The sequence below is a fragment of the Burkholderia sp. PAMC 28687 genome (genome assembly GCF_001577465.1).
Classification (GTDB): Bacteria; Pseudomonadota; Gammaproteobacteria; order Burkholderiales; family Burkholderiaceae; genus Caballeronia.
Genome location: NZ_CP014505.1, coordinates 668,317 through 690,627, shown reverse-complemented (window position 1 = coordinate 690,627; position 22,311 = coordinate 668,317). Strand labels below are relative to the sequence as shown.

Here is a 22,311-nt window from a genome sequence, read left to right as displayed (position 1 = left end):
GTTCCTTGTGCCAGCGTGAGGCTTAAAAATAACCTTGTTTCTTGCGCGTTTCCATGGCCGCCTCAGATGCTTGATCGTCCATGCGCGTGGCGCCGCGTTCCGTGATTTCCGTCACGGCCGTTTCCGCGATGATCTTCTCGACGTCGTCGGCGTCGCTTGCAACCGGGCACGTGCAACTGATGTCGCCAACGGTACGGAAACGCACTTGCGCCACTTCCGATACTTCCCCTTCCTGCAGCGGCGTAAGCGGCGTCAGTGGCACGAGCAAGCCGTTGCGTCGGATGATCTCGCGATCGTGCGCGTAATAGATCGACGGCAACTCAAGCTTCTCGCGTCCGATGTATTGCCAGATATCCAGTTCGGTCCAGTTCGAGATCGGGAACACGCGCAAGTGCTCGCCGTTATGCAAACGCGCGTTATAGATGCTCCACAATTCCGGGCGCTGTGCTTTCGGGTCCCACTGGCCGAACTCATCGCGGAAAGAGAAGATGCGTTCTTTCGCACGGGCCTTTTCTTCATCCCGACGCGCGCCGCCGATCAGCGCCGTATAACCATGTTCTTCGATGGTCTCTAGCAACGTCACAGCTTGGGCCGCGTTACGCGAGTCCGTTTCGCGACGCAGGCGCACGGTGCCTTTCTTGATCGAATCCTCGACATGACCGACCACCAGTTCAGCGCCAATTTCAGCGGCGCGGCGATCGCGGAAGTCGATGACCTCATTGAAGTTGTGGCCCGTATCGATATGAACCAGCGGGAACGGCAGCACGGTCTTGCGGCCCGCGCCCAGGCCAAACGCCTTCAACGCAAGATGCAGCACGACGACCGAATCCTTGCCGCCCGAGAACAGCAGCGCGGGCTTGCTGCATTCGGCGACGAGTTCGCGCAGGATATGAATCGACTCTGCTTCGAGCCAGTCCAGATGGTCCATCCGCGTCCCGCGATTGGCGATGGGCGCGTTGACTGTTGAATCGAGCGTGCTGCTCATATGCGTCGTTCCTCGGTTACTTTGCACGGCACCAGGTGGAGGCGCCGTGCGTCAATATCAAATACGTTCAGAGCGCCGAACTGGGCGCGACGCTCCGGTCTTCCACGATCTTGATGTTCGTGACGTGCAAGCCGCATTCCTTCGTATCCCGCGACTCCCACCACCAGCGGCCGGCCCGGCTGTCTTCGCCCGGACGGATTGCGCGTGTGCATGGCTCGCAGCCAATGCTCGGATAACCGCGCGCATGCAGCGGGTTCACGGGGACATCGAAGGCTTTCAGATAATCCCAGACTTCTGCCTCGGTCCAGTCCGCAAGCGGATTGAACTTGGCGATACTGCGCGGTGCATCGTGTTCTTCTTCATGCAGTTCCACGCGTGTCACCGACTGCTCGCGGCGCTGACCCGTGACCCATGCGCTCACGTTGCTCAGCGCACGATTGAGCGGCTCGACCTTGCGAATGCCGCAACAGCTTTTGCGCAAATCGACGCTTTCATAGAAGGCGTTCAGGCCATGGTCGCGAACGTATTCTTCGACCGCTTCCGGCTGCGGGTGAAACTGTTCGATGTCGTAGCCATAGCGCTCCTTCACGCGATCGAGCATGCCGAGCGTTTCAGCATGCAAACGACCGGTGTTGAGCGAGAAGATGCCGATCTTCACCCCACGCGAAAGAATCGCGTGTGTGAGCAACATGTCTTCGGCGGCAAGGCTGCTGGCTAGTTTGACGTTCGCATGGCGTTGCGCGATGGAATCGAGCAACGCGTCCAGGCGTTCGACTTTGGCTTGCAGTTCGACATTCATGCAGCGGCCCCGGCAGCTTTTTCCCGGCGGCGGAACAGCGGGTTCGGATCGTCGACCGCGCCTTGATACGGGATGCTCAGTTCACTGAACGCGTTCAACGCGTCGTGAATGTCCTTGTCGGCGCGAACGGCGAACGCGTCGAAACCGCAGCGTTCATGAAAGCGCAACTGGTCGCGCAGCACGTCGCCAATGGCGCGCAACTCGCCCTTCCAGTGATAACGCTCGCGCAGCAAACGGCCGATGCTGAAACCGCGGCCATCGCTGAACTTCGGAAAGTCCACCGCGATCAGCGCGATCTTGTCGAAGTCTTCGACCAGTTCAGCGGGTTCGTCGTCGGGAGCAAGCCAGACGCCGATCGGCTCTTTCTTGTGCGCCGAACCCAGCGATGTCTTGTGCGCTTTCCACCACGTGAACGGCACGATCACCTTGCCGGGCAACAACGCGTCTACAGCAGGCAGCGTACCGTCTTCACCGGCACGCACCACGTGCCAGGTGTCTTCAACCACTTCGCGATTCTTGATAATCAAAGCCATGTGCTTTATTCCTCAGGCATGCGCCGGCTGGCGCGACGCGTACACGCGTTCCTTGAACGGCGCAATGCCGATACGGCCGTACGTCTCGATGAAACGCTCGCCCTCAATGCGATTCTCAACGAAGGTATCGATGACTTGCGACACCACGTCGGGCATCTCTTCCGCCGAGAACGACGGGCCGATCACGCGGCCCAGATGCGCGCCCGTTGCGCCCGAGCTCTGCTCGCCGCCAAGCGTCACTTGATACCACTCCGAGCCGTCCTTATCGACGCCAAGAACACCGATGTTGCCAATGTGATGATGACCGCACGCGTTGATGCAACCGGAGATGTTCAGCGTCAGATCGCCCAGGTCATATACGTAGTCGAGATCGCTGAAGCGTTCCTGAATGGCTTGTGCAATCGGGATCGACTTCGCGTTGGCGAGCGAGCAGAAATCGCCGCCCGGGCACGCGATGATATCGGTCAGCAAACCAATATTCGATGTCGCAAACCCCAGGGCCTTCGCGCGTTCCCACACCGCATGCAAGTCGCGCTTCTTCACGTTCGCGAGGATCAGGTTCTGCTCGTGCGAGACGCGAATTTCACCGAATGAATATTCATCGGCGAGATCGGCGACGGCTTCCATCTGCACGTCCGTTGCATCGCCGGGAGCAATGCCCGTGGGCTTCAGCGACAACGTCACCGACGCATACCCCGCCACCTTGTGCGGCCGCACGTTACGTTCGATCCAGCGCGCGAACGGCTTGCTGTCGATCAGATGCTTTTCATACGATGCATCCGTGTCCGGCAGCTTTTCATATGCGGGCGGAGCGAAGAATTGCGATACCCGGTCAAGCTCTTCTTGCGTGAGCGTGGAAGGACCGTCCTTCAAGTGGGCCCATTCTTCTTCCACTTGCTGCGCGAATTTGGCGGGGCTCAGCGCCTTCACGAGGATCTTGATACGCGCCTTATACATATTGTCGCGGCGGCCGTAGCGGTTATACACACGCAATACGGCTTCGCAATACGTCAGGAGATGCTGCCACGGCAGATCTTCCTTGATCACCGCGCCGACGATCGGCGTGCGTCCCAGACCGCCGCCCGCCAGGATGCTCGCGACGACTTCACCGGCCTCGTTCTTCTTCAGATACACGCCCAGATCGTGCACTTGCACGGCCGCGCGATCTTCCACCGAACCATTCACCGCGATCTTGAACTTGCGCGGCAGCCACGCGAACTCCGGGTGGAAGGTCGACCATTGACGGAGAATTTCCGCCCACGGACGCGGATCGACGATTTCATCGGGCGCCACGCCGGCGAACTGATCAGCCGTGATATTGCGGATGCAGTTACCTGACGTTTGAATGCCGTGCATTTGCACCGACGCCAGCTTGCGCAGGATCTCGGGCGTTTCTTCGAGCTGGATCCAGTTGAACTGAATGTTGGTGCGCGTCGAAAAGTGGCCGTAATTGCGGTCGTGCTCACGCGCGATGGTGCCGAGCATGCGCATCTGGTCGCTGCGCAGATTGCCGTAAGGAATCGCGATGCGGTGCATATACGCATGGCGCTGCATGTAGAGACCGTTCTGCAGGCGCAGCGGACGAAATTCCTCTTCGCTCAACTCGCCGGACAAACGTCGGCGCACCTGGTCGCTGTATTGAGCGACGCGTTCGTCGACGATTTTCTGGTCGATCTGATCGTATTGATACATTCGGGGGGCCCCAGTTTTTAGTAGTTCCGTCAGTACGGCGTCCTAGCCACGCCGCACATCAATATCAGTAGAGTCATGCGCCGCAATGCCGTTCGGACATTGCCCTCATTTGCTTATGACAAATACAGATATCGATATTGGAAAAATTGTCTCGATGGTAATAAACTTCCTATATATTGCAAACGACTGATAAATTACTTTGATATGCGGATGGGTTATATATGAATCTGCACCAGTTTCGCTTCGTGCGCGAAGCCGTCCGGCAGAACTACAACCTGACCGAAGCTGCTAAAGCGCTGTTTACGTCGCAGCCGGGGGTATCGAAGGCAATCATCGAGCTCGAGGATGAACTCGGAGTCGAAATCTTCACACGTCATGGCAAACGGGTACGTTCGCTGACGGAGCCAGGGCGAATTATCCTGGCATCGGTGGAAAAAATCTTGCAGGAAGTCGAGAGCCTCAAACGGGTCGGTAAGGATTATGCCGCGCAGGACCAGGGCAACCTCGTAATTGCCGCCACGCACACCCAGGCGCGCTATTCGTTGCCGACCGCCATCGCCGAGTTCAAGAAGCGTTTTCCCAAGGTCCACCTTTCGATCTTGCAAGGAAGCCCGACGCAAGTTGCCGAAATGGTCATCCACGATCAGGCGGACATCGCGATCGCGACCGAGGCAATCGCCAACTATAAGGAACTGGTCTCGTTGCCGTGTTTCCAGTGGCATCACGTGGCCGTGGTACAGCCCGATCATCCACTGCTCGAGCGCAAGCTGCTGACGCTCGACGACCTGGCGCAATACCCGATCATCACGTACGACAATGCGTTCGCCGGCCGCTCGAAGATCAATCAGGCGTTCGCGCTGCGCCACCTGACGCCGGACATCGTGCTGGAAGCAATCGATGCCGACGTGATCAAGACGTATGTGGAACTCGGATTGGGCGTAGGGATTCTCGCGGACATCGCTTTCAACCCGGAACGCGACAAACATCTTCGCGCGATGCCCGTTGGTCATCTTTTCGGCACCAACGTCACGCGGCTCGCATTGAAACAAGGCGCGTATCTACGCAGTTATGTATACACGCTCGTTGAACTGCTTTCGCCTTCCATGAACCGCAAGCTCATAGAACAGGCGCTTTCGGGCGAGCACGAAAGCTACGAGCTTTGATCGAATTTTCCTAACCACACCTCTTCGCGGAGACCATCCAATGAAGTTGTCGAAGTTCATGCGGCCGGCGCTCGTGTTCAGCGCGGTCGCTTTTTTTAGCGCAGCGGCCAGCGCGCAGTTGAAGGTTGGCATCGACTTGTCGAGTACGGGGCCAGCGGCCGCTATCGGCATCACGAGCAAGAACGCAATGCTGATGTGGCCGAAGACCATCGCGGGTCAGCAGGCCGAATACATCATCCTGGATGACGGATCGGACCCGGGCGCCGCCGTGCGCAATATCCGCAAGCTGATTACCGAAGACAAGGTCGATGTCATCGTCGGACCGAACATCACGCCGGCAGCGCTCGCGGCGCTCGATCCGGTCGCGGAATACCAGACGCCGATGATCACGCTGATCGGATCGGCATCGGTGGTCGAGCCGCAGGAAGGCAAGAAAGTGTGGGCGTTCAAGATGGCCCAGACAGACCGCGCGATGGCCGACGTGATGACCCGCACGATGGTCAATCGCAACGTGAAGACGGTGGGTTTCATTGGTTTCGCCGATAGTTACGGCGATAGCTGGCTCAACGAGTTTTCCAAGTTCGCCGAGCTTCGGCATATCAAGGTGGTCGCGAGCGAGCGGTTCAATCGCACCGATGCCAGCGTGACCGGCCAGATTCTCAAGCTGATGGCAGCGAAGCCGGACGCAGTGCTGATTGCGGGCGCGGGTACGCCGACCGTATTGCCCGAGCGCACGCTGGTCGAGCGCGGCTACAAGGGCGCGATCTACCAGACGCACGGCATTGCGACGCCGGAATTCATCAAGCTCGGCGGCAAGGACGTGGAAGGCACGCTCTTCCCGACACAACCGGTCGTGGTCGCGCGGACGTTGCCGGCGGATCATCCATCGAAGAAAGCGGCGCTTGTTTTCGTCGATGCTTACGAGGCCAGGTACGGCAAAGGCACGGTGACCCAGTTTGCCGGCGATGCAGCCGGTGTTTATCCGCGCTTGCAGGATGCAGTCGGGCGCGCGTTGAAGGCCGGGCAATCTGGAACGCCGGCGTTTCGCGTTGCGTTGCGCGCGGAACTGGAACACGCGCATGAGTTGGTCGTGCCGAACGGCGTGGTCAGCACCAGCGTCACGGATCACGTCGGGCTGGACCAGCGGGCGAGCGTGATGGGCATCATCAAAAACGGCCAGTTCACGTATTTGAGCCAGTGAACTGTGTTATCCGGGGCAGACGTTCAGAGGCTTGCCGCCGCAAACGAATTTAGGCATAATCGCTGACTTGCCGGTTGGCGTCGGATTTACTCCGGGTCTGCTGGCAAGTTCAAATGCTGTTTGCCCGGGTGGTGAAATTGGTAGACGCAGGGGACTCAAAATCCCCCGCCGCAAGGCGTGCCGGTTCGATTCCGGCCCCGGGCACCACGCAAATATCTGAAGTCCTTATCTGAGTCCACACGCAAAAGCCTCTCTTGGCTGCGGCCCATGTTCGTTCCCACACGAATACGAACCGGCGTTCTCAAGTTTCCTCAAAATTTGCCGTAAAGTCTTCCATGGTCTCGGGAAATGCATTGCTTTCCGGGCGTACAAGGCAACGCAAGCGATGAGAGCGACATGGCAGACCCAGCGCGAAGACTCTATGTACAGATGGCGACGGTCAACGCGCTAATGGTGCTGGCCACGCTCGTCCTCACCGGCTTCACCCTGAGCGCGTGGTACTTCTTGCCCGGTGTCCAGTACATTGGCCTGACTATCGTTGCATGGGCAATGCGCTTTGCGGTCTTTTCCGTGATTCGCCGCTACTTCGCGCGACGCAACTGGCAAAGCCTGATCGCCGAGTGCGGCGGCGACGAACAACGCGCCTACGCCATGCTCCTGCAAGACATGGGCTACGGACGGATCAACTAAGCTGGGCCGACACACCCCGCCTTTGAGCATGCGCGCCGAACATCGCGGCCTTCGCCACGATCACCACCATCGGCAGCGCCGCAAAAATCCACAGCCGCGCAGAACAGGGACGACGCCTCATAGGAAAACTTGTCGGCGACCCGGGTTGTCGCGGGTATGCCGAGCACAAGACCAAACGATGTTCCACGAACGCCAGCGACACCGCGTGTGCAGAGAACAAACCCAGCGCAATATACGGCATCGCGATGGCGGGTTTTATCGCGTGGGTCCTGGTTTGGCGACCTGCACCACGACCTTGCCGAACGGACCACGCTTCAGATGTTCGAACGCTTGCGGCACTTCTGAAAACGGATACACCGCATCGATAACCGGCTTGATCTCGTGCCGGTCGATCATGCGCACCACGTCTTCCAGTACGCGGCGCGGCCCGACCGCGATTCCCACCACCGATGCCCTGCTGCCAAGCAACTGCAGGATAGGCAGCGTGAGCCGATCCGATTCCAGCAATCCGATAACCGAGATCCGGCCGCCCGTCGCCACGGCCTGAAGCGAACGCGCGAGGTTATCGCCGCCGGCCATCTCGAGGATGTGTTCCGCGCCACGGCCATGAGTCAGCTTGCGGACTTCGTGCTGCCAATCGGGCGTCTTGTGGCGGTTGATGCCGTGCGTTGCGCCGAGTTCGAGCGCGCGGGCGATCTTTTCGTCGCTGCTGCTGGTGATGATCACCGTCGCGCCGTTCGCCGCCGCAAGCTGGACCGCGTATAGCGACACGCCGCCGGTTCCCTGCACGACAACCGTGTGACCGGCGTTCAGATGACCTAGCTCGATGAGCGCCATCCACGCCGTCACGGCCGCGACGGGCAGCGTGCTGGCCTCGGCCGCCGTCAGCGATGCCGGCGCCGCCACGCACCACTCCGCCGGCGTCGCGATGAACTCGGCCAGCATGCCGGGCAGCGGTCCGCCTTGCGTGGGCGCCTCGGCCCATGAGCGTGGAGCGCCATCGATCCAGCCCGGAATGTAGGCCGAAATCACGCGATCACCGACCGCAAAGCGCGTCACGCCCTCGCCCAGTTCCACGACGCGTCCGGCCATGTCGGAACCCGGCGTGAACGGAAATTCCAGAGTGTTGCCCATGCCGTTGTCGACGACTTCGGCATCGCGGTAATTCAACGAGACCGCTTCGACCTGCACGAGCATATCGCCCGGCTTTGGCACGGGACGAGGCGCGATGCGCAAAGCGAGTTTATCGAGGCCCAGCGACGGGACTTCCCAGCGATTGATGGTGGTGTTCATGAGCGTTGGACTCCGTAATTGGCGATGTCTAATGCTAGGCAGCGCCGGGTTCCGGAGTAAGTAGGGTAGAGTTCCGCTCTATGCGGAGATTTGTCTCCGTAATCGGGAGATGAAGATGGACAGCGTCAGCGCCTTCAACGTATTCGTGCAAGTCGCGGAGACACGAAGTTTCGTGGCGGCGGGCAGGTTGCTCGGGGTATCGGCCTCGGCGGTCGGCAAGCGTGTGAGCGCGCTGGAGGAAAGGCTCGGTGTGCGGCTGTTTCACCGCAGCACGCGCAGCGTCACCCTGACCTCCGAAGGCGCGCTGTTCCTTGAGCGCAGCCGCCGCATCCTCGCTGAAATCGAGGCGGCGCAAGCCGAGTTGTCGCAGGTGAATGTCGCGCCGCGGGGCCGCTTGCGGGTCAGCCTGCCGCTTGTCACCGAGCCGTTCCTGCATGTGATCGCCGGCTTCAAACTGGCTTATCCGGCCGTAGACCTGGATCTGGATTTCACGGACCGGCAGGTGGATATCATCGAAGAAGGATTCGATGCCGTCATTCGCACCGGCGATGTGCTCGACTCACGTCTCACGAGCCGGCGCATGGGCGCGTACCACATGCTGCTGGTCGGCTCGCCCGCGTATTTTGAGGCACATGGGAAACCTCTGAGCGCAAACGATCTGATGCAGCACACATGCATTCAGTTCCGATATCCCAATACAGGAAAGCTGGAGGTCTGGCCTCTTCACCGGGACGAAGTGCAAACCGACTTTCAACTGCCGCCATCGATAGTCTGCAACAACCTTGAAGCGCGGATCTGCTTCGCGTTGCAGGGCGTGGGAATCGCTTATCTGCCGGATTTCGCGATCCACGAGCATCTGGCGTCGGGCCGGCTGGTCGACGTGCTCGACGACTGCGCGCAGAGCGGCGGGACGTTTCGCATCATGTGGCCATCGGGCAAACATGTGGCTCCGAAATTGCGGGTGTTCATCGACTTCATATGTGAGCGATGTTTTCCGCCGGCCGCGCCAACACTCCATTCCGCGTGCTGATTGTTTTTCACGCCGCAAACCGCGCCGCACAAACAGATATCATGTGCGCACATTAATACTGCCGTGTACGCCCGGCATTCTGCTGGAGTTTCTATGGCCTCATTCCCCGAAAGCGTCAGCATGGCGTTGTTTTGCGACTTCGAAAACGTCGCCCTCGGCGTGCGCGACGCGAAGTACGACAAGTTCGACATCATGCCGGTGCTCGAACGTCTGCTGCTCAAGGGCAGCATCGTGGTGAAAAAGGCTTACTGCGACTGGGATCGCTACAAGGGTTTCAAAGCCGCCATGCACGAAGCGAGTTTCGAGCTGATCGAAATTCCGCACGTGCGTCAGTCGGGCAAGAATTCGGCGGATATCCGCCTCGTGGTCGATGCACTCGACCTCTGTTATACGAAGTCCCACGTCGATACGTTCGTGATCATCAGCGGGGATTCGGACTTCTCACCGCTGGTCTCGAAGCTGCGCGAGAACGCGAAGAAAGTGATCGGCGTGGGCGTCAAAAACTCGACCTCCGATCTTCTCGTCGCGAACTGCGACGAATTCATTTTCTACGATGACCTCGTGCGCGAGCAGCAACGCGCCATCGCCAAACGTGAAGCGCGCGAGGCCCGTGAAGCACGCGACGCGCGCGATGCAAATGCGGCGGCGGCAACGGCGTCTTCATCGAACAAGCGCGGCTCCGACGAAGACCGCCAGCCCAAGCAGGAAATCGAAGCGCGCAAGGCGAAAGCCATCGCGATTGCGGTTGAAACCTTCGATGACCTCGCTTCCGAGCGCGGCGAAAGCGGGAAGATCTGGGCATCGGTCTTGAAGAGCGCGATCAAGCGGCGCAAGCCTGATTTCAACGAGTCGTACTACGGCTTCCGCGCGTTCGGCAATTTGCTGGAGGAAGCGCAGTCGCGTGGGTTGCTGGAAGTCGGGCGCGACGAGAAATCGGGCGCGTTCGTGTACAGGACGCAGACGGTCGCTGCAGTCGAAACGGTGCGCGAAGTCGAAGCGCCGGTTGTCGCGGCGGAAAACCGTCAGGCGGCGAGACCAGGTGGCGAGCGCAATCGCCGGCGGGGACGCAACACGCGGCCTCAGGCTTCCGAACCGCTCTTCGCCGAGGCGCAGGCCGATATGCCTGCTGAAGCGCAAGCCGAGGCACCTTCCGAAGCGCAAGCCGATGCCCCGATCGAAGCACAAACCGACTTTGGTGACGAATGGCATCGCAGAAGCGAGCCGAGCGAGCAGTCAAAGCGCCCGGTATCGCCGTTTTATGAAGAAGAGCCCGAAGCGCACCCCGCGACGCAACCCGAAGTTCAGGCCGAGTCGCGTCAAGGATCAGGCCGGGAGCGTAATCGCAGGAATGGACGCAACGCGCGACCGCAGCAGGTCCGCGAACCGCTGTTCGCCGATGCGCCGAACGTCCAGGCTGAACCGCCCTTCTTCGATCATGCGCCGGTGACTGTCGAAGAACCGGCCATTGCTCCGATACCCGCCATCGAGGAGCGCGAGCAAGAAGCGCTTGCGTTGCTGAGCGAGATCACCGAGGCGCCGCAACCGAAGCGCGGCGCGGCAAGGCGCGGGCGTCAGGTGGCATCGAAGAAAGCTGCGGCACCGCCGACCCATGCGGAGCCGGATGCAAACGTCGATGCCCCTGATACCGTCCAGTCCCAAAAAGCACCCGCGGTCAAGAAGACAGCGGCGAAAAAAGCGTCTCGCAAGACTACGCCACGCAGTCGCTCCAAAGTGGCGGCGACCAGCGAAGAGTAAGCTCGCGACGGCGATAAAAAAAGCGGCACGCTCACGCGTGCCGCTCTTCGTATCTACTTCAGGGCCGCTTATTGCGGTGCGCCCTTGTCGTTCGTGCCCATCGCCGATGCAGCCATAGCCGCCGATGCGCCCTTCATGTGCGATGCCTTGTCCTGCTTGTGCAGCGTAGTACCGCCAGCTTCCGATGCCGCTTTCTTATGATGCTTCAAATGCGGCAGATGCGGCTTCGGTTCAACTGGGCTGACCGGCGGCTTGCTTTCGTCGGTCTTCGAACCACCGCCACCGCCTGCTCCCTGAGCCATTGCCGCGCCTGCAAACGCAAATGCGAGTGCACCAACCAATGCGATCTGCGAGAACTTCTTCATTGCCAATCTCCCTGGAGTTGTAAATCGATTGCAGCATCGCATTGTTGTTCGAAATAACCAGAATTTCAACGAAATCAGAATATTCCTATCGAAAATTAGTCCTCGCGAGCTCTACGATTTCGTCGCCGCGACCGTTCAGGATCGCGCGCAGCATGTAGAGGCTGAAGCCTTTTGCCTGCGCCAGTTCCACTTTGGGCGGCATGGCGAGTTCGTGTTTCGCTGTCACCACGTCCACCAACGCCGGCCCCGGGTGCGCGAAAGCCTTCTGCAGCGCCTCTGCGATGTCCTCCGACTCTTCCACGCGGATGCTGAAAATGCCCGCGCCCTGCGCGATCGCCGCGAAGTTGGTCTTGGCCAGATCGACGTTGGTATCGAGGTAACCAGCGGCCTTCAGCTCCATGGAAACGAAGCCGAGCAGACTGTTGTTATAAACCACCACTTTGATCGGCAACTGGAGTTGGCGGGCGCTCAACAAGTCGCCGAGCAGCATCGACAAACCGCCGTCACCCGACAACGAGATCACCTGCCGCCCGGGATGCGCGCCTTGCGCGCCGAGCGCCTGTGGCATCGCGTTCGCCATGGAGCCGTGGTTGAACGAGCCGTGAAGCTGCCGCTTGCCGTTCATCGTCAGGTAGCGCGCCGCCCAGACGGTCGGCGTGCCGACATCGGCGGTGAAGATGGCGTTTTCGTCGGCTGCTTCGTTGATCAGCTTCGTCAGGTATTGCGGATGGATCGGGCGGCCGGGACCCGAGGGTGTCGCGAGTTCATCGAGTCCCTTTCGCGCCGACGCGTAGTGCTTGCGCGCGGTATCGATGAAACCGCGGTCCGGCTTGCGCGTGATCTTCGGCAACACGGCCGCGACCGTTTCCTTCACCGTTCCCACCAATCCGAGCGACAAGGGCGCGCGCGCGCCGAGCTTCGAGCCGCGCCAGTCGACCTGGATGATCTTGGCGTCGGTGGGATAAAACGGGCGGTACGGGAAATCGCAGCCGAGCAGTAGCAGCGTGTCGCAGGACATCATGGCGTGATAACCCGAGCTGAAGCCGATCAGCCCCGTCATGCCGACGTCATACGGATTGTCCCATTCGATGAACTGCTTGCCGCGCATTGCATGCACGACCGGTGCGCCGAGCGCGTCCGCGAGTGCGACGACTTCGTCGTGCGCGCCGGCAGTGCCGCTGCCGCACATGAGCGTGACGGCGTCCGACTCGTTCAGCATGGCCGCGAGCCTTTCAATATCGATATCCGAAGGCAGGATGGTCGAAGGACCCGTCGACGACCACGATGGCGTCTCGGCAGGCGCTTCGCTCAACGCCACATCCCCTGGCAGCACGATCACCGCCACGCCGCGCTCTTCGATCGCCGTGCGCATTGCGCGGGCGAGCACGCGGGGAAACTGCGCGGCGTTCGAGACCAGCTCGACGTAATGGCTGCACTCCTTGAACAGTTCGGTAGGATGCGTTTCCTGGAAGTACCCGAGCCCGATCTCCGACGACGGAATATGCGCAGCGATCGCCAGGACGGGCTGCTGGTTCCTGTGGCAGTCGTACAAGCCGTTGATCAGATGCAGGTTGCCCGGGCCGCAACTGCCGGCGCAGACGGCGAGTTTTCCCGTCGACGCAGCGTCGGCGCCGGCCGCGAACGCCGCGACTTCCTCGTGCCGCGTGTGCATCCATTTGATCGAGCCGACCTGATCGAGGCTATAGGCAAGTCCGTTCAGGCTGTCGCCCGTCACGCCCCAGATTCGTTCGACGCCCGCTGCGGCCAATGTCTTCGCCAGAAATTCCGCGACCGTGTTTTTTGCCATGTCGTGCTCCTTGAGGAAAAAGAGGGGTGTCGAACCGATAATGCGTCAATGCGGTTTCAGCTTCCTTTCGTGGTTCGCGTAATTTGCGTAGCTCGTGTGATTCGTTCTCACTGGTTGGAAAAGCATAGACGGCAGTGGAAGGCATATCCATGAAAAATGGCCTTTCATGCGCGTTGCTAGAATGTGCGCCCGCCCTTCGATTCGCTTCACTTCACTTGAGCCAGGCAACGCCCCGATGGATCTCGAACGCATTCTCTTCACACAGGGCTTTGGCTCACGCCGGCAATGCCGCGCGCTGATCGCGGATGGGCGCGTGTCCATCGGCGGAGCGACATGCACCAATCCGGACACCACGATTACCCCGGATGCCTTGATGTCCTTCGAGTTCCATGTCGATGACGTCCGCTGGCAGTATCGCGAAAAAGCGTATCTGGTGCTGAACAAACCGCCAGGCTATGAATGCTCGCGGGACCCGCAGCATCATTTGAGCGTGTTCCACCTGCTGCCGCTGCAACTCGCGGAGCGTGGCGTGCAGTGCGTCGGACGGCTCGATCAGGACACGACCGGCCTGCTGCTTTTGTCCGACGATGGCGCGTTCGTCCATGCGTTCACATCACCGAAAAAGAAAGTGCCGAAGGTCTACCTCGCAACCACCAAACATCCACTCGATGAGACCCAGCTCGGCGCGCTTCGCGAAGGCGTTCTTTTGCACGGCGAGTCGCAGCCGATCACCGCCGTCTCGGCAAATCAACGCGGCGAACGGCTGCTGGAACTGTCCGTGCTGGAGGGTAAGTATCACCAGGTCAAGCGCATGGTCGCGGCGTCGGGGAATCGCGTGGATGGACTGCATCGGGAACGCATTGGCGGCTATGCTTTGCCGCCCGACCTCGCTGAAGGCCAATGGCGCTGGCTGAACGACGCCGATCTCGCAATGCTCAGGCAAAGCTGATCGCCCTGCATCCATCCGGGCCGGCCAAACGTAAATCCTGGCATCCCTTCGCATCAAGAACTTCATGCCAGTACAACAAAAACGCCGTACCCTGATGCTCGGTCTCGCCAGCTTGTGCGCCACGGCGCTCGCCGCATGCAGCCCTGTCAGACTTTTGAACGCAGCGATTCCGTCGAGCGGTTATCGGAAAACGGCCGATATCGCCTACGGCTCGGACGAGGAACAGGAACTCGATGTCTACGTTCCCTCGCAACCGGCCGCGCCGGGTGAAAAGCGCCCTGTCGTCGTGTTCTTTTACGGCGGAAGCTGGCAGAACGGCAGCCGCAGCAACTACCTTTTCGTAGCTCAGGCGCTGACCTCGCGTGGCTACGTAGCCGTGTTGCCCGATTACCGGAAGTATCCGGAGACGGCTTTTCCCGGTTTTGTCGATGACGCCGCTGCCGCCGTGCGCTGGGCCCGCGATCATGCGCAGGAATTTGGCGGCGATCCGGACCGCTTGTTCGTGATGGGCCATTCGGCCGGCGCGCATCTCGCGGCGCTGATTGCGACGGACCCGCGTTATCTGGCGTCGCAATCGATGTCGAAGGCCGATCTGCGCGGCGTGATCGGCCTCGCCGGACCTTACGATTTCCTGCCAATACAAGATCGCACGCTGCTCGATGTCTTCCCGGCCAGCACGCGTCCGGAAAGCCAGCCGGTCAACTACGTCACCGGCCACGAACCGCCGATGTTCCTTGCCGCCGGCACCGACGACACCACCGTCGATCCTGGCAACACCGACCGTCTCGCAGCGGTGCTGCGCAAACATGGTGATTCGGTGGAAGTGAAACACTACGACGGGTTCAGCCACGTTCGGATCGTCGCGGCGCTGGCGCTGCCCTTGCGGGGACGCTCGACCGTACTTGCGGATGTCTCGGCGTTCATCGATTCACGCTAGCTTTTTGTTAGCGTTGCAAAAACGCAAACACCGTAGCCGCACTGCAGCATGCCTTTCGTCGGACCTAAATCTATACTGCTTTCACGACTATTAAAAAAAGCAGGAGGGCCGTCATGGCCGCCCACATGAGCCTTGCAATGATCGCGTTCGTGGCAATCAGCGTGGTGTTTATCGCCGGTTTGATGGTGACGATGCACCTTCGCCACCGGTACCAACCGAACCTGATCGGGGCGCTGATTGGCGCATTGCTGTGCTTCATCCTGCTGGAGACGCTGCCGGTCCTGATGTGACCTCAACGCGCTTCAAGAAGTCGTCGATGCTCGGATATTGCAACGCGTAACGCATCTCCTGACGCAATCGGGCGTTTTTCAAGCGTCGCGACTCGCGCATGAACGAGAGCATCATCGGTTCGAGTTGCGCTTCGGCTTCTTCGCGCGAAACGCGCGGGGCGCGCGGCAGCCCATAAGCGTCGGCGATGCGGTCGAAATAATCGCCCATGAGCAATTCACTGTCGTCCGATGCGTGCACCACACGCTGCGGCCGTCCACGCCGGATCGCCAGGACCATGATGGCCGCGAGATCGTCGGCATGAATGTGATTGGTGAAAACATCGTCCGCGGGCGCGAGAGCGGGCGTCCCCTTCTGCAACCTCGCAAGCGGCAAGCGGTTGCCCGCGTAAATGCCGGGAATCCGCACAATCGATGCACTCATCGGACCGCGCCGTGCCGCCCGGCGCAATTGCGTTTCCGCCGATACCCGCCGTTTCGCCCGCCCGTTGTCCGGCCGCACAGGACGGGTTTCATCGATCCAGGCCCCGCCGCAATCGCCATAAACACCGGACGTGCTCGCGTAAACCACGCGTATCGGCCGGCCGCGCGCAGGGGAATCCGAAACCCGCTCGGGTACAATGGACGCTCTTTTTGTGGTGCTGGCACCGCGCGCAAAGGTCGCACGAAACCAGCCGCGCCATGCTCGTTGGCGGGCCACCGCTGTGGTCGCAACCCGTGCCACGGAACGTCGCGGCGCACTTAATGCTGCGATCAGTGCGCGGGTGCGCAAGTCGTCATCGCCGGATTTTTGGGGCGGTGCGAGATGCAGGACCGTCGAGGCAAGCCCGGCGAGGCGGCGCAGGCTGCGGCGATCGTCGAGATTGCCAATGAGCGGCGTCGTTCCGGCTGCACGCAGTTCGGCGGCGCGTGCGGGCTGGCTCGACAACGCGATCACGCGGGGCGCGGCGGCGCGTTGGGCGAGTAGCGGCACGCAGCGCATGCCGACATCGCCGCAACCGGCAATCAGCACGCGCGCGCGGCGAAGTTTTCGAGTGGCGATCATGCTGTCGATTGTAGCCGCGAGCGCTTTGGCTTTTGTTTCATCCAACTCATCCAGGATCTATGGCTTTCAACGTTACGCTCCGGCAAAGCGGCCGGCAGTTTCAGGTAGAACCTGACGAAGCGGTGCTGCTCGCAGCGCTGCGCCAGGGCATCGGACTTCCTTACGGTTGCAAGAACGGAGCCTGCGGTTCGTGCAAGGGCACGGTCGTGTCCGGCGAGGTGGAGCAGGCGCCGCATTCGTCGTCGGCCTTGTCCAACGATGAAAAAACCCGCGGCATGGCGCTGCTCTGCTGTGCGACGCCCAAGGGCGATCTCGTGGTCGACGTGCGCGAAGTCGCCGGCGTAGGAGACATCCAGGTCAAGAAGCTGCCCTGCCGCGTGAACGCGCTCGAGCGCAAGGGCACCGATGTCGTGGAGCTGAAGCTGCAGTTGCCCGCGAACGAACGGCTGCAGTATCTGGCCGGGCAGTACATCGAATTCATTCTGAAGGACGGCAAGCGCCGCAGTTATTCGATGGCAAGCCCGCCGCACCATGAAGGCCCGATCGAGCTGCATATCCGTCACATGCCCGGCGGCACCTTCACGGACCACGTGTTCGGCAACATGAAAGAGCGTGACATCCTGCGCTTCGAAGGCCCGCTCGGCACGTTCTTCCTGCGCGAAGATTCCGAGAAGCCGATCGTCCTGCTCGCATCCGGTACGGGCTTTGCGCCGATCAAGGCGATCATCGAGCATGCGGTGTTCAAGAACCTGAACCGGCCCATGACGCTTTATTGGGGCGGGCGCCGCAAGCAGGACCTGTACATGATGGAGCTCGCCGAACAATGGGCGAAAGAAGTGCCGAACTTCTCGTTCGTGCCGGTTTTGTCAGAACCCGATGAAACCGATGCATGGACCGGCCGGACCGGCTTTGTCCATCGTGCTGTCATTGAAGATCTGCCAGACTTGAGCGCGTACCAGGTTTACGCATGTGGCGCGCCGGTGATGGTGGAATCGGCGCAACGCGACTTCACGAATCATCACCGCTTGCCGGAGGACGAATTCTTCGCCGACTCCTTCACCAGCGCGGCCGATCTCGCGAATCCGGTCTGATCGGGTCTGTTCGTCAAGGTCCAGGACGTGACGGTTCGATAAAAATCGGCCGTCACGGTTTACATGCAGGAACTTCCTATCGTATTCTTCGCAGATGCTCAGCCTCCAGACCAATCTTCGACGTCGCCGCTCGCCGCTCCCTTAGGGATGCCGCTGGCTCGTCACGGATTGGCGCTTGATTTCAAGCCTGCGCACATTTCGCCACCATGAAGCCACGGACATCCGTGGCTTTTTGCATTTCTGGTGCCGTCTTGAACTTCGCCGCTTTTTTCCTTTGCTGTTTTTGTGGAGCCCGCCGTCATGAATTTCCAAGAGTATCCCGTCGAATCGTTGATGTTCATCACGAACCGTCCCGAGATCGTGTTCACGCACGGCAAGGGTTCATGGCTCTACGACAACAACGAGAAGCGATACCTGGATTTCATCCAGGGCTGGGCCGTGAACAGTCTCGGCCATTGCAACGACGGCATGATCGAAGCCCTGAACAAGCAGGCGCGCACGCTGATCAACCCGTCGCCGGCGTTCTACAACGCGCCCATGGCCCAGCTCGCCGGATTGCTGAGCGCCAATAGCTGCTTCGACAAAGTGTTCTTTGCCAACAGCGGCGCCGAAGCCAACGAAGGCGCGATCAAGCTCGCGCGCAAGTGGGGCAAGAAGTTCAAGGGCGGCGCGTACGAGATCATCACCTTCGACCACAGCTTCCACGGGCGCACGCTCGCGACCATGTCGGCATCGGGCAAACCGGGTTGGGACACCATTTACGCACCGCAAGTGCCGGGCTTTCCGAAGGCCGATTTGAACGACATTGCATCGGTTGAAAAACTCATCACCGACAAAACCGTCGGCGTCATGCTCGAACCCATCCAGGGCGAAGGCGGCGTGATCCCGGCCACGCGCGAGTTCATGCAGGCGTTGCGCGAGCTGACGAAGAAGCACAACCTGCTGATGATCGTCGATGAAGTGCAAAGCGGTTGCGGCCGCGCCGGCACGTTGTTCGCGTATGAATTGTCGGGCGTGGAGCCGGACATCATGACGCTGGGCAAAGGTATTGGCGGCGGCGTGCCGTTGGCGGCGTTGCTGTCGACTAAGGAAGTCGCATGCTTCGAACCGGGCGATCAGGGCGGCACGTACAACGGCAATCCGTTGACCACAGCCGTCGGTTTTTCGGTGATCTCGCAACTGACGGCGCCGGGTTTCCTCGAAGGCGTACGTGAACGCGGCGAGTATCTGAAGGCGCAGTTGCTGCAGCTTTCGGAGGAACGCGGCTTTAACGGTGAACGCGGCGAAGGATTGCTGCGCGCGCTGCTGCTGAACAACGACAACGGCCCGAAGATAGTCGAAATGGCACGCGACATGGGTCCGGACGGTTTGCTGCTGAACGCCGCCCGCCCGAACCTGTTGCGCTTCATGCCGGCACTGAACGTGACGAAGGACGAGATCGACCAGATGTTGTCGATGCTGCGTTCCATCCTCGACAAGCTGTGATCATCCGCATTTTCGATGAGCGCGACACGAACGCCGTGCTCGCGCTCTGGTCGGAGGTTTTTCCGGAGTATGCGGTACCGGGAAAACCGCAGCGGGACCCGCGTTTATCGATACGGAACAAGCTGGCCATGCAGCCCGAATTGTTTTTTGTCGGCGTGCTGGGCGAGCGCGTGATCGGGACGGTGATGACGGGTTACGACGGACACCGCGGATGGCTTTATTCGCTCGCCGTCGCCGAGGATCAGCGCGGGAACGGCTACGGGCGGGCGCTGGTCGAACATGCGGAACGGGCGCTTGCATCGCTTGGATGTCCGAAGCTCAATCTGCAGATCATGGCGAACAAGCCGGAGACGCGGGCTTTCTATGCAAAGCTCGGGTATCACATGGACGAAGTCGTGAGCCTCGGCAAACGGCTTCAGGCGTAAAAAAACCGCATGCCTGATGAAGGCATGCGGTTTTTATCAACAACGCGTCATTCGCCCAGGTAAGCCGCGCGAACCTTCGGATCGTCGAGCATGGTCTTGGCGTCGCCGGACATGGTGACGAGACCCGAATCCATCACGTAGCCACGATTCGCCGCCTGCAACGCAAGCCGTGCGTTCTGCTCGACCAGCAACACGGTCAGGCCTTCAGAAGAAATCTCGCGCACCACTTCGAAAATCTTCTCGACCATGATTGGGGAGAGACCCATTGACGGCTCATCGAGCAAGAGCAGTTTCGGGCGCGACAACAACGCGCGCGCCATCGCCAGCATCTGCTGCTCGCCGCCCGACAACGTGCCCGCATATTGCGCCGCACGTTCCTTCAGGCGCGGGAAGAAACCGAACATGCGATCAGTGTCCTTCTGAATCTCGTCACTGTCGTTGCGCAAGTACGCGCCCATCTGCATGTTTTCCAGAATCGACATGCGCGCGAAGATGCCGCGGCCTTCCGGCACCATCGCGAGACCGCGCTTGAGCAACTCATGCGAGGGCACGCCCTTGATGGACTTGCCCATGTATTCAATGTCGCCCGCCGAATACGGCTTCAGACCCGTGATGGCTTTCATCGTGGTCGTCTTGCCCGCGCCGTTCGCGCCGATCAGCGTCACGAGCTCGCCCTGCCCGACTTCCAGATCCACGCCCTTCACCGCATGGATGCCGCCGTAGCTCACCTGCAGGCCCTTGATCTTGAGCATCGCCGTGCCGGCGGCCATTCCGTTATTCATACCGTTCGTCGTCGCCATCAGTGAACCCCTGCCCCGAGATAAGCCTCGATCACCTTCGGGTCCTTCTGCACGTCCTGCGGCAGACCCTCGGCGATCACCTTGCCGTAATCGAGCACCGTCATCCGGTTGCACAATCCCATCACCAGTTTCACATCGTGTTCGATCAGCAAGATCGTGCGGCCGTCGCTGCGGATCTTGTCGAGCAGGCGCGTGAGTTCGACTTTCTCCGTTGCGTTCATGCCGGCGGCGGGTTCATCGAGTGCGAGAAGCTTCGGATCGGTCGCCAGGGCGCGTGCGATTTCCAGACGCCGCTGGTGACCGTACGACAAGTTGCGCGACGTGTAGTCCGCGTATTGCAAGACGCCCACGTACTCCAGCAGTTCCAGTGCGCGTTCCTTGATTTCCTTCTCTTCGCGACGCTCCGAAGGCGTCTGCAACACCGCGCCGATCAAGCCGTGCTTCGTGCGGACATGCCGTCCGACCATCACGTTCTCAAGCGCGGTCATGCCGCCGAACAAACGGATGTTCTGGAACGTGCGCGCAATGCCGGCCTTCGCGACCTGATGCACGGCGGTCGGCGTGTACGGCGTGCCATCAAGCACGAACGAGCCCGAATCCGGCGTGTACAAGCCCGTGATCACGTTGAAGAACGTCGTCTTGCCGGCGCCGTTCGGGCCGATCAAACCGTAGATCTGGCCTTCCCTGATTTCGAGGCCGACTTCGGACAGCGCCTGCAGGCCACCGAAGCGTTTGTTCACGCCCTTGACCGACAGTCGAATGGGTTTATCGCTCATTGTGTTTTCTCCGCTCTCTTGTGGCGTCAGGCGCGGACCGGCTTCTTGCCGGCGCGCTTTGCGATCTTCGCGATCTTGTCTTCATGTTTCGGCGACGGCCACAGGCCTTCCGAGCGATACAGCATGATCAGCACCATCGCGAGGCCGTACAGCAACTGGCGGATGACTTCGGTATCGACGATCTGATGACCGAAGATGGCGTTCTGCAGCGGACCCATGGTCGAGCGCAGGAATTCCGGGAACACGGCGAGCAGCACCGCACCCAGGATCACGCCCGGAATGTGGCCCATGCCGCCGAGCACCACGCAGGCGAGCACCACGATCGATTCCCAGAAGGTGAACGATTCCGGCGATACGAATCCCTGGAACGTGCCGAACATCGCGCCCGACAAACCGCCGAACGACGCACCCATCGCAAACGCCAGCAGCTTCACGTTACGCGTGTTGATGCCCATTGCTTTTGCGGCGATTTCGTCCTCGCGGATTGCGGCCCATGCACGGCCGATCCGCGAGTGCTGCAAGCGCACGCACACGAAGATCACGAAGAGCGAACACAGCACGAACAGGTAGTAGTAGTTGTAGACGGACGGGAAGTTGAACCCGAACAACGAATGCGTCTTCGACAAATCAAACCCGAACAACGACACCGGATCGACGCCCGTGATCCCCTTCGGCCCGTTCGTGATGTTGACCGGACGATCCAGGTTGTTCATGAAGATCCGGACGATTTCCCCGAAGCCCAGGGTCACGATGGCGAGGTAATCGCCGCGCAGACGAAGCGTAGGCGCACCCAGCAGCACGCCGAACGTGGCGGCCAGCGCCATCGCGCAGGGCACGATGACCCAGATCGGCGCGTGCAGGCCGCCGGGGAACAGGTGCGCGATCCACTCGAACTGCGAGGTCAGTTGCGGCGACGAAAGCAACGCGGCCACATAAGCGCCCACGGCGTAGAACGCGATGTAGCCCAGGTCCAGCAGCCCGGCGAAACCCACCACCACGTTCAGGCCCAGCGCGAGCATGACGTACAGCATCGCGAAGTCGAGCACGCGGACCCAGTAATTGCCGCCCGCGGCGCCGATGATCATCGGCGCGAGGATCACGAGCGCTGCGACCAGCACGGTAACCGCGTAATTCTTCGCCGTTTTTCTTTCAGGGATGAGCGTGGTCGACGGCTCGATTGGTTGAATTGAAGTCATGCTTGGT

Annotated in this window: 22 protein-coding genes and 1 tRNA gene; 12 read left to right on the top strand and 11 right to left on the bottom strand. The window is 60.5% G+C overall.

Annotation, left to right across the window (positions count from 1 at the left end; all coding sequences use genetic code 11):
* Positions 1-22 precede the first annotated feature (22 nt).
* The 4 genes from cysD to AX768_RS03185 form a co-directional block, all read right to left on the bottom strand.
* Positions 23-985 carry a sulfate adenylyltransferase subunit CysD gene (gene cysD / locus AX768_RS03200; protein ID WP_062000733.1) on the bottom strand — a complete coding sequence of 321 codons (963 nt, stop codon included), beginning with the start codon at positions 983-985 and terminating at the stop codon, positions 23-25.
* A 67-nt stretch (positions 986-1,052) separates the two neighbouring features.
* The gene (locus AX768_RS03195) at positions 1,053-1,784 is read right to left on the bottom strand and encodes a phosphoadenylyl-sulfate reductase (RefSeq protein ID WP_061998755.1); all 732 of its coding nucleotides are present in this window, start codon (positions 1,782-1,784) and stop codon (positions 1,053-1,055) included.
* Entirely contained in the window at positions 1,781-2,317 is a 537-nt protein-coding gene (locus tag AX768_RS03190) for a DUF934 domain-containing protein (protein ID WP_061998754.1), read from the bottom strand. Before AX768_RS03190 ends, AX768_RS03195 begins: the two co-directional genes overlap by 4 nt.
* Before the next feature lie 12 nt (positions 2,318-2,329).
* A complete protein-coding gene (locus AX768_RS03185) occupies positions 2,330-4,009 on the bottom strand; it encodes a nitrite/sulfite reductase (RefSeq protein ID WP_061998753.1) in 1,680 nt (559 codons plus the stop codon).
* 221 nt (positions 4,010-4,230) lie between these two features.
* On the opposite strand from AX768_RS03185, the gene AX768_RS03180 reads away from it, so the two are divergent.
* The 4 genes from AX768_RS03180 to AX768_RS03165 all read left to right on the top strand — a co-directional run bounded on the left by AX768_RS03180 (position 4,231) and on the right by AX768_RS03165 (position 7,063).
* A complete protein-coding gene (locus tag AX768_RS03180; protein WP_061998752.1) occupies positions 4,231-5,172 on the top strand; it encodes a CysB family HTH-type transcriptional regulator in 942 nt (313 codons plus the stop codon).
* A 40-nt stretch (positions 5,173-5,212) separates the two neighbouring features.
* Positions 5,213-6,373: an ABC transporter substrate-binding protein gene (locus tag AX768_RS03175; RefSeq protein ID WP_061998751.1), complete on the top strand. Its 1,161-nt coding sequence runs from the start codon at positions 5,213-5,215 to the stop codon at positions 6,371-6,373.
* Between the two features lie 122 nt (positions 6,374-6,495).
* Positions 6,496-6,580: transfer RNA gene (locus tag AX768_RS03170), tRNA-Leu, on the top strand.
* A gap of 189 nt (positions 6,581-6,769) precedes the next feature.
* Positions 6,770-7,063: a hypothetical protein gene (locus AX768_RS03165; protein ID WP_143325560.1), complete on the top strand. Its 294-nt coding sequence runs from the start codon at positions 6,770-6,772 to the stop codon at positions 7,061-7,063.
* Positions 7,064-7,318: 255 nt separating this feature from the next.
* Here AX768_RS03165 and AX768_RS03155 read toward each other — a convergent pair whose 3' ends face one another.
* Positions 7,319-8,356 (bottom strand): zinc-dependent alcohol dehydrogenase family protein, encoded by a 1,038-nt coding sequence (locus tag AX768_RS03155; protein ID WP_061998748.1) that lies wholly within the window; start codon positions 8,354-8,356, stop codon positions 7,319-7,321.
* 115 nt (positions 8,357-8,471) lie between these two features.
* Between AX768_RS03155 and AX768_RS03150 the strand changes: the two genes are divergently transcribed.
* Both AX768_RS03150 and AX768_RS03145 read left to right on the top strand, forming a co-directional pair.
* Positions 8,472-9,386, top strand: coding sequence for a LysR family transcriptional regulator (locus AX768_RS03150; RefSeq protein WP_062000732.1), 915 nt, complete (start codon positions 8,472-8,474; stop codon positions 9,384-9,386).
* 93 nt (positions 9,387-9,479) lie between these two features.
* Complete coding sequence (locus tag AX768_RS03145) at positions 9,480-11,141, top strand: NYN domain-containing protein (protein WP_442857241.1); 1,662 nt, start codon at positions 9,480-9,482, stop codon at positions 11,139-11,141.
* Positions 11,142-11,209: 68 nt separating this feature from the next.
* Here the strand turns inward: AX768_RS03145 and AX768_RS03140 are convergent, their stop codons facing one another.
* A complete protein-coding gene (locus AX768_RS03140; RefSeq protein WP_061998746.1) occupies positions 11,210-11,506 on the bottom strand; it encodes a hypothetical protein in 297 nt (98 codons plus the stop codon).
* An 85-nt stretch (positions 11,507-11,591) separates the two neighbouring features.
* Complete coding sequence (gene poxB, locus AX768_RS03135; protein WP_061998745.1) at positions 11,592-13,313, bottom strand: ubiquinone-dependent pyruvate dehydrogenase; 1,722 nt, start codon at positions 13,311-13,313, stop codon at positions 11,592-11,594.
* Positions 13,314-13,548: 235 nt separating this feature from the next.
* Between poxB and AX768_RS03130 the strand changes: the two genes are divergently transcribed.
* From AX768_RS03130 to AX768_RS33200, 3 genes are all read left to right on the top strand, one after another.
* On the top strand, positions 13,549-14,262 hold the full coding sequence (locus tag AX768_RS03130) for a pseudouridine synthase (RefSeq protein ID WP_061998744.1): 714 nt from the start codon (positions 13,549-13,551) through the stop codon (positions 14,260-14,262).
* 64 nt (positions 14,263-14,326) lie between these two features.
* Positions 14,327-15,199 (top strand): alpha/beta hydrolase, encoded by an 873-nt coding sequence (locus AX768_RS03125; RefSeq protein WP_197672644.1) that lies wholly within the window; start codon positions 14,327-14,329, stop codon positions 15,197-15,199.
* Positions 15,200-15,312: 113 nt separating this feature from the next.
* Entirely contained in the window at positions 15,313-15,489 is a 177-nt protein-coding gene (locus tag AX768_RS33200) for a hypothetical protein (protein ID WP_172811918.1), read from the top strand.
* Here AX768_RS33200 and AX768_RS03120 read toward each other — a convergent pair.
* On the bottom strand, positions 15,455-16,531 hold the full coding sequence (locus AX768_RS03120; protein WP_062000731.1) for an NAD-dependent epimerase/dehydratase family protein: 1,077 nt from the start codon (positions 16,529-16,531) through the stop codon (positions 15,455-15,457). The genes AX768_RS33200 and AX768_RS03120 overlap by 35 nt on opposite strands.
* 59 nt (positions 16,532-16,590) lie before the next feature.
* Here AX768_RS03120 and AX768_RS03115 point away from each other — a divergent pair, with 59 nt between their 5' ends.
* The 3 genes from AX768_RS03115 (at position 16,591) to AX768_RS03105 (ending at position 19,532) form a co-directional block, all read left to right on the top strand.
* On the top strand, positions 16,591-17,622 hold the full coding sequence (locus AX768_RS03115; RefSeq protein ID WP_061998743.1) for a CDP-6-deoxy-delta-3,4-glucoseen reductase: 1,032 nt from the start codon (positions 16,591-16,593) through the stop codon (positions 17,620-17,622).
* Positions 17,623-17,922: 300 nt separating this feature from the next.
* The gene (locus AX768_RS03110) at positions 17,923-19,107 is read left to right on the top strand and encodes an acetylornithine transaminase (protein ID WP_061998742.1); all 1,185 of its coding nucleotides are present in this window, start codon (positions 17,923-17,925) and stop codon (positions 19,105-19,107) included.
* Positions 19,104-19,532 (top strand): GNAT family acetyltransferase, encoded by a 429-nt coding sequence (locus AX768_RS03105; RefSeq protein WP_061998741.1) that lies wholly within the window; start codon positions 19,104-19,106, stop codon positions 19,530-19,532. The genes AX768_RS03110 and AX768_RS03105 overlap by 4 nt, the downstream gene beginning before the upstream one ends.
* A gap of 47 nt (positions 19,533-19,579) precedes the next feature.
* Here AX768_RS03105 and AX768_RS03100 read toward each other — a convergent pair whose 3' ends face one another.
* Genes AX768_RS03100 through AX768_RS03090 form a run of 3 tightly spaced genes read right to left on the bottom strand, consistent with a single transcriptional unit; the run spans position 19,580 to position 22,304 of the window.
* The gene (locus tag AX768_RS03100; RefSeq protein ID WP_213777719.1) at positions 19,580-20,284 is read right to left on the bottom strand and encodes an ABC transporter ATP-binding protein; all 705 of its coding nucleotides are present in this window, start codon (positions 20,282-20,284) and stop codon (positions 19,580-19,582) included.
* Between the two features lie 47 nt (positions 20,285-20,331).
* Positions 20,332-21,108, bottom strand: coding sequence for an ABC transporter ATP-binding protein (locus tag AX768_RS03095; protein WP_056351686.1), 777 nt, complete (start codon positions 21,106-21,108; stop codon positions 20,332-20,334).
* Positions 21,109-21,134: 26 nt separating this feature from the next.
* Positions 21,135-22,304, bottom strand: coding sequence for an ABC transporter permease subunit (locus tag AX768_RS03090; protein WP_061998740.1), 1,170 nt, complete (start codon positions 22,302-22,304; stop codon positions 21,135-21,137).
* Positions 22,305-22,311: the final 7 nt, after the last annotated feature.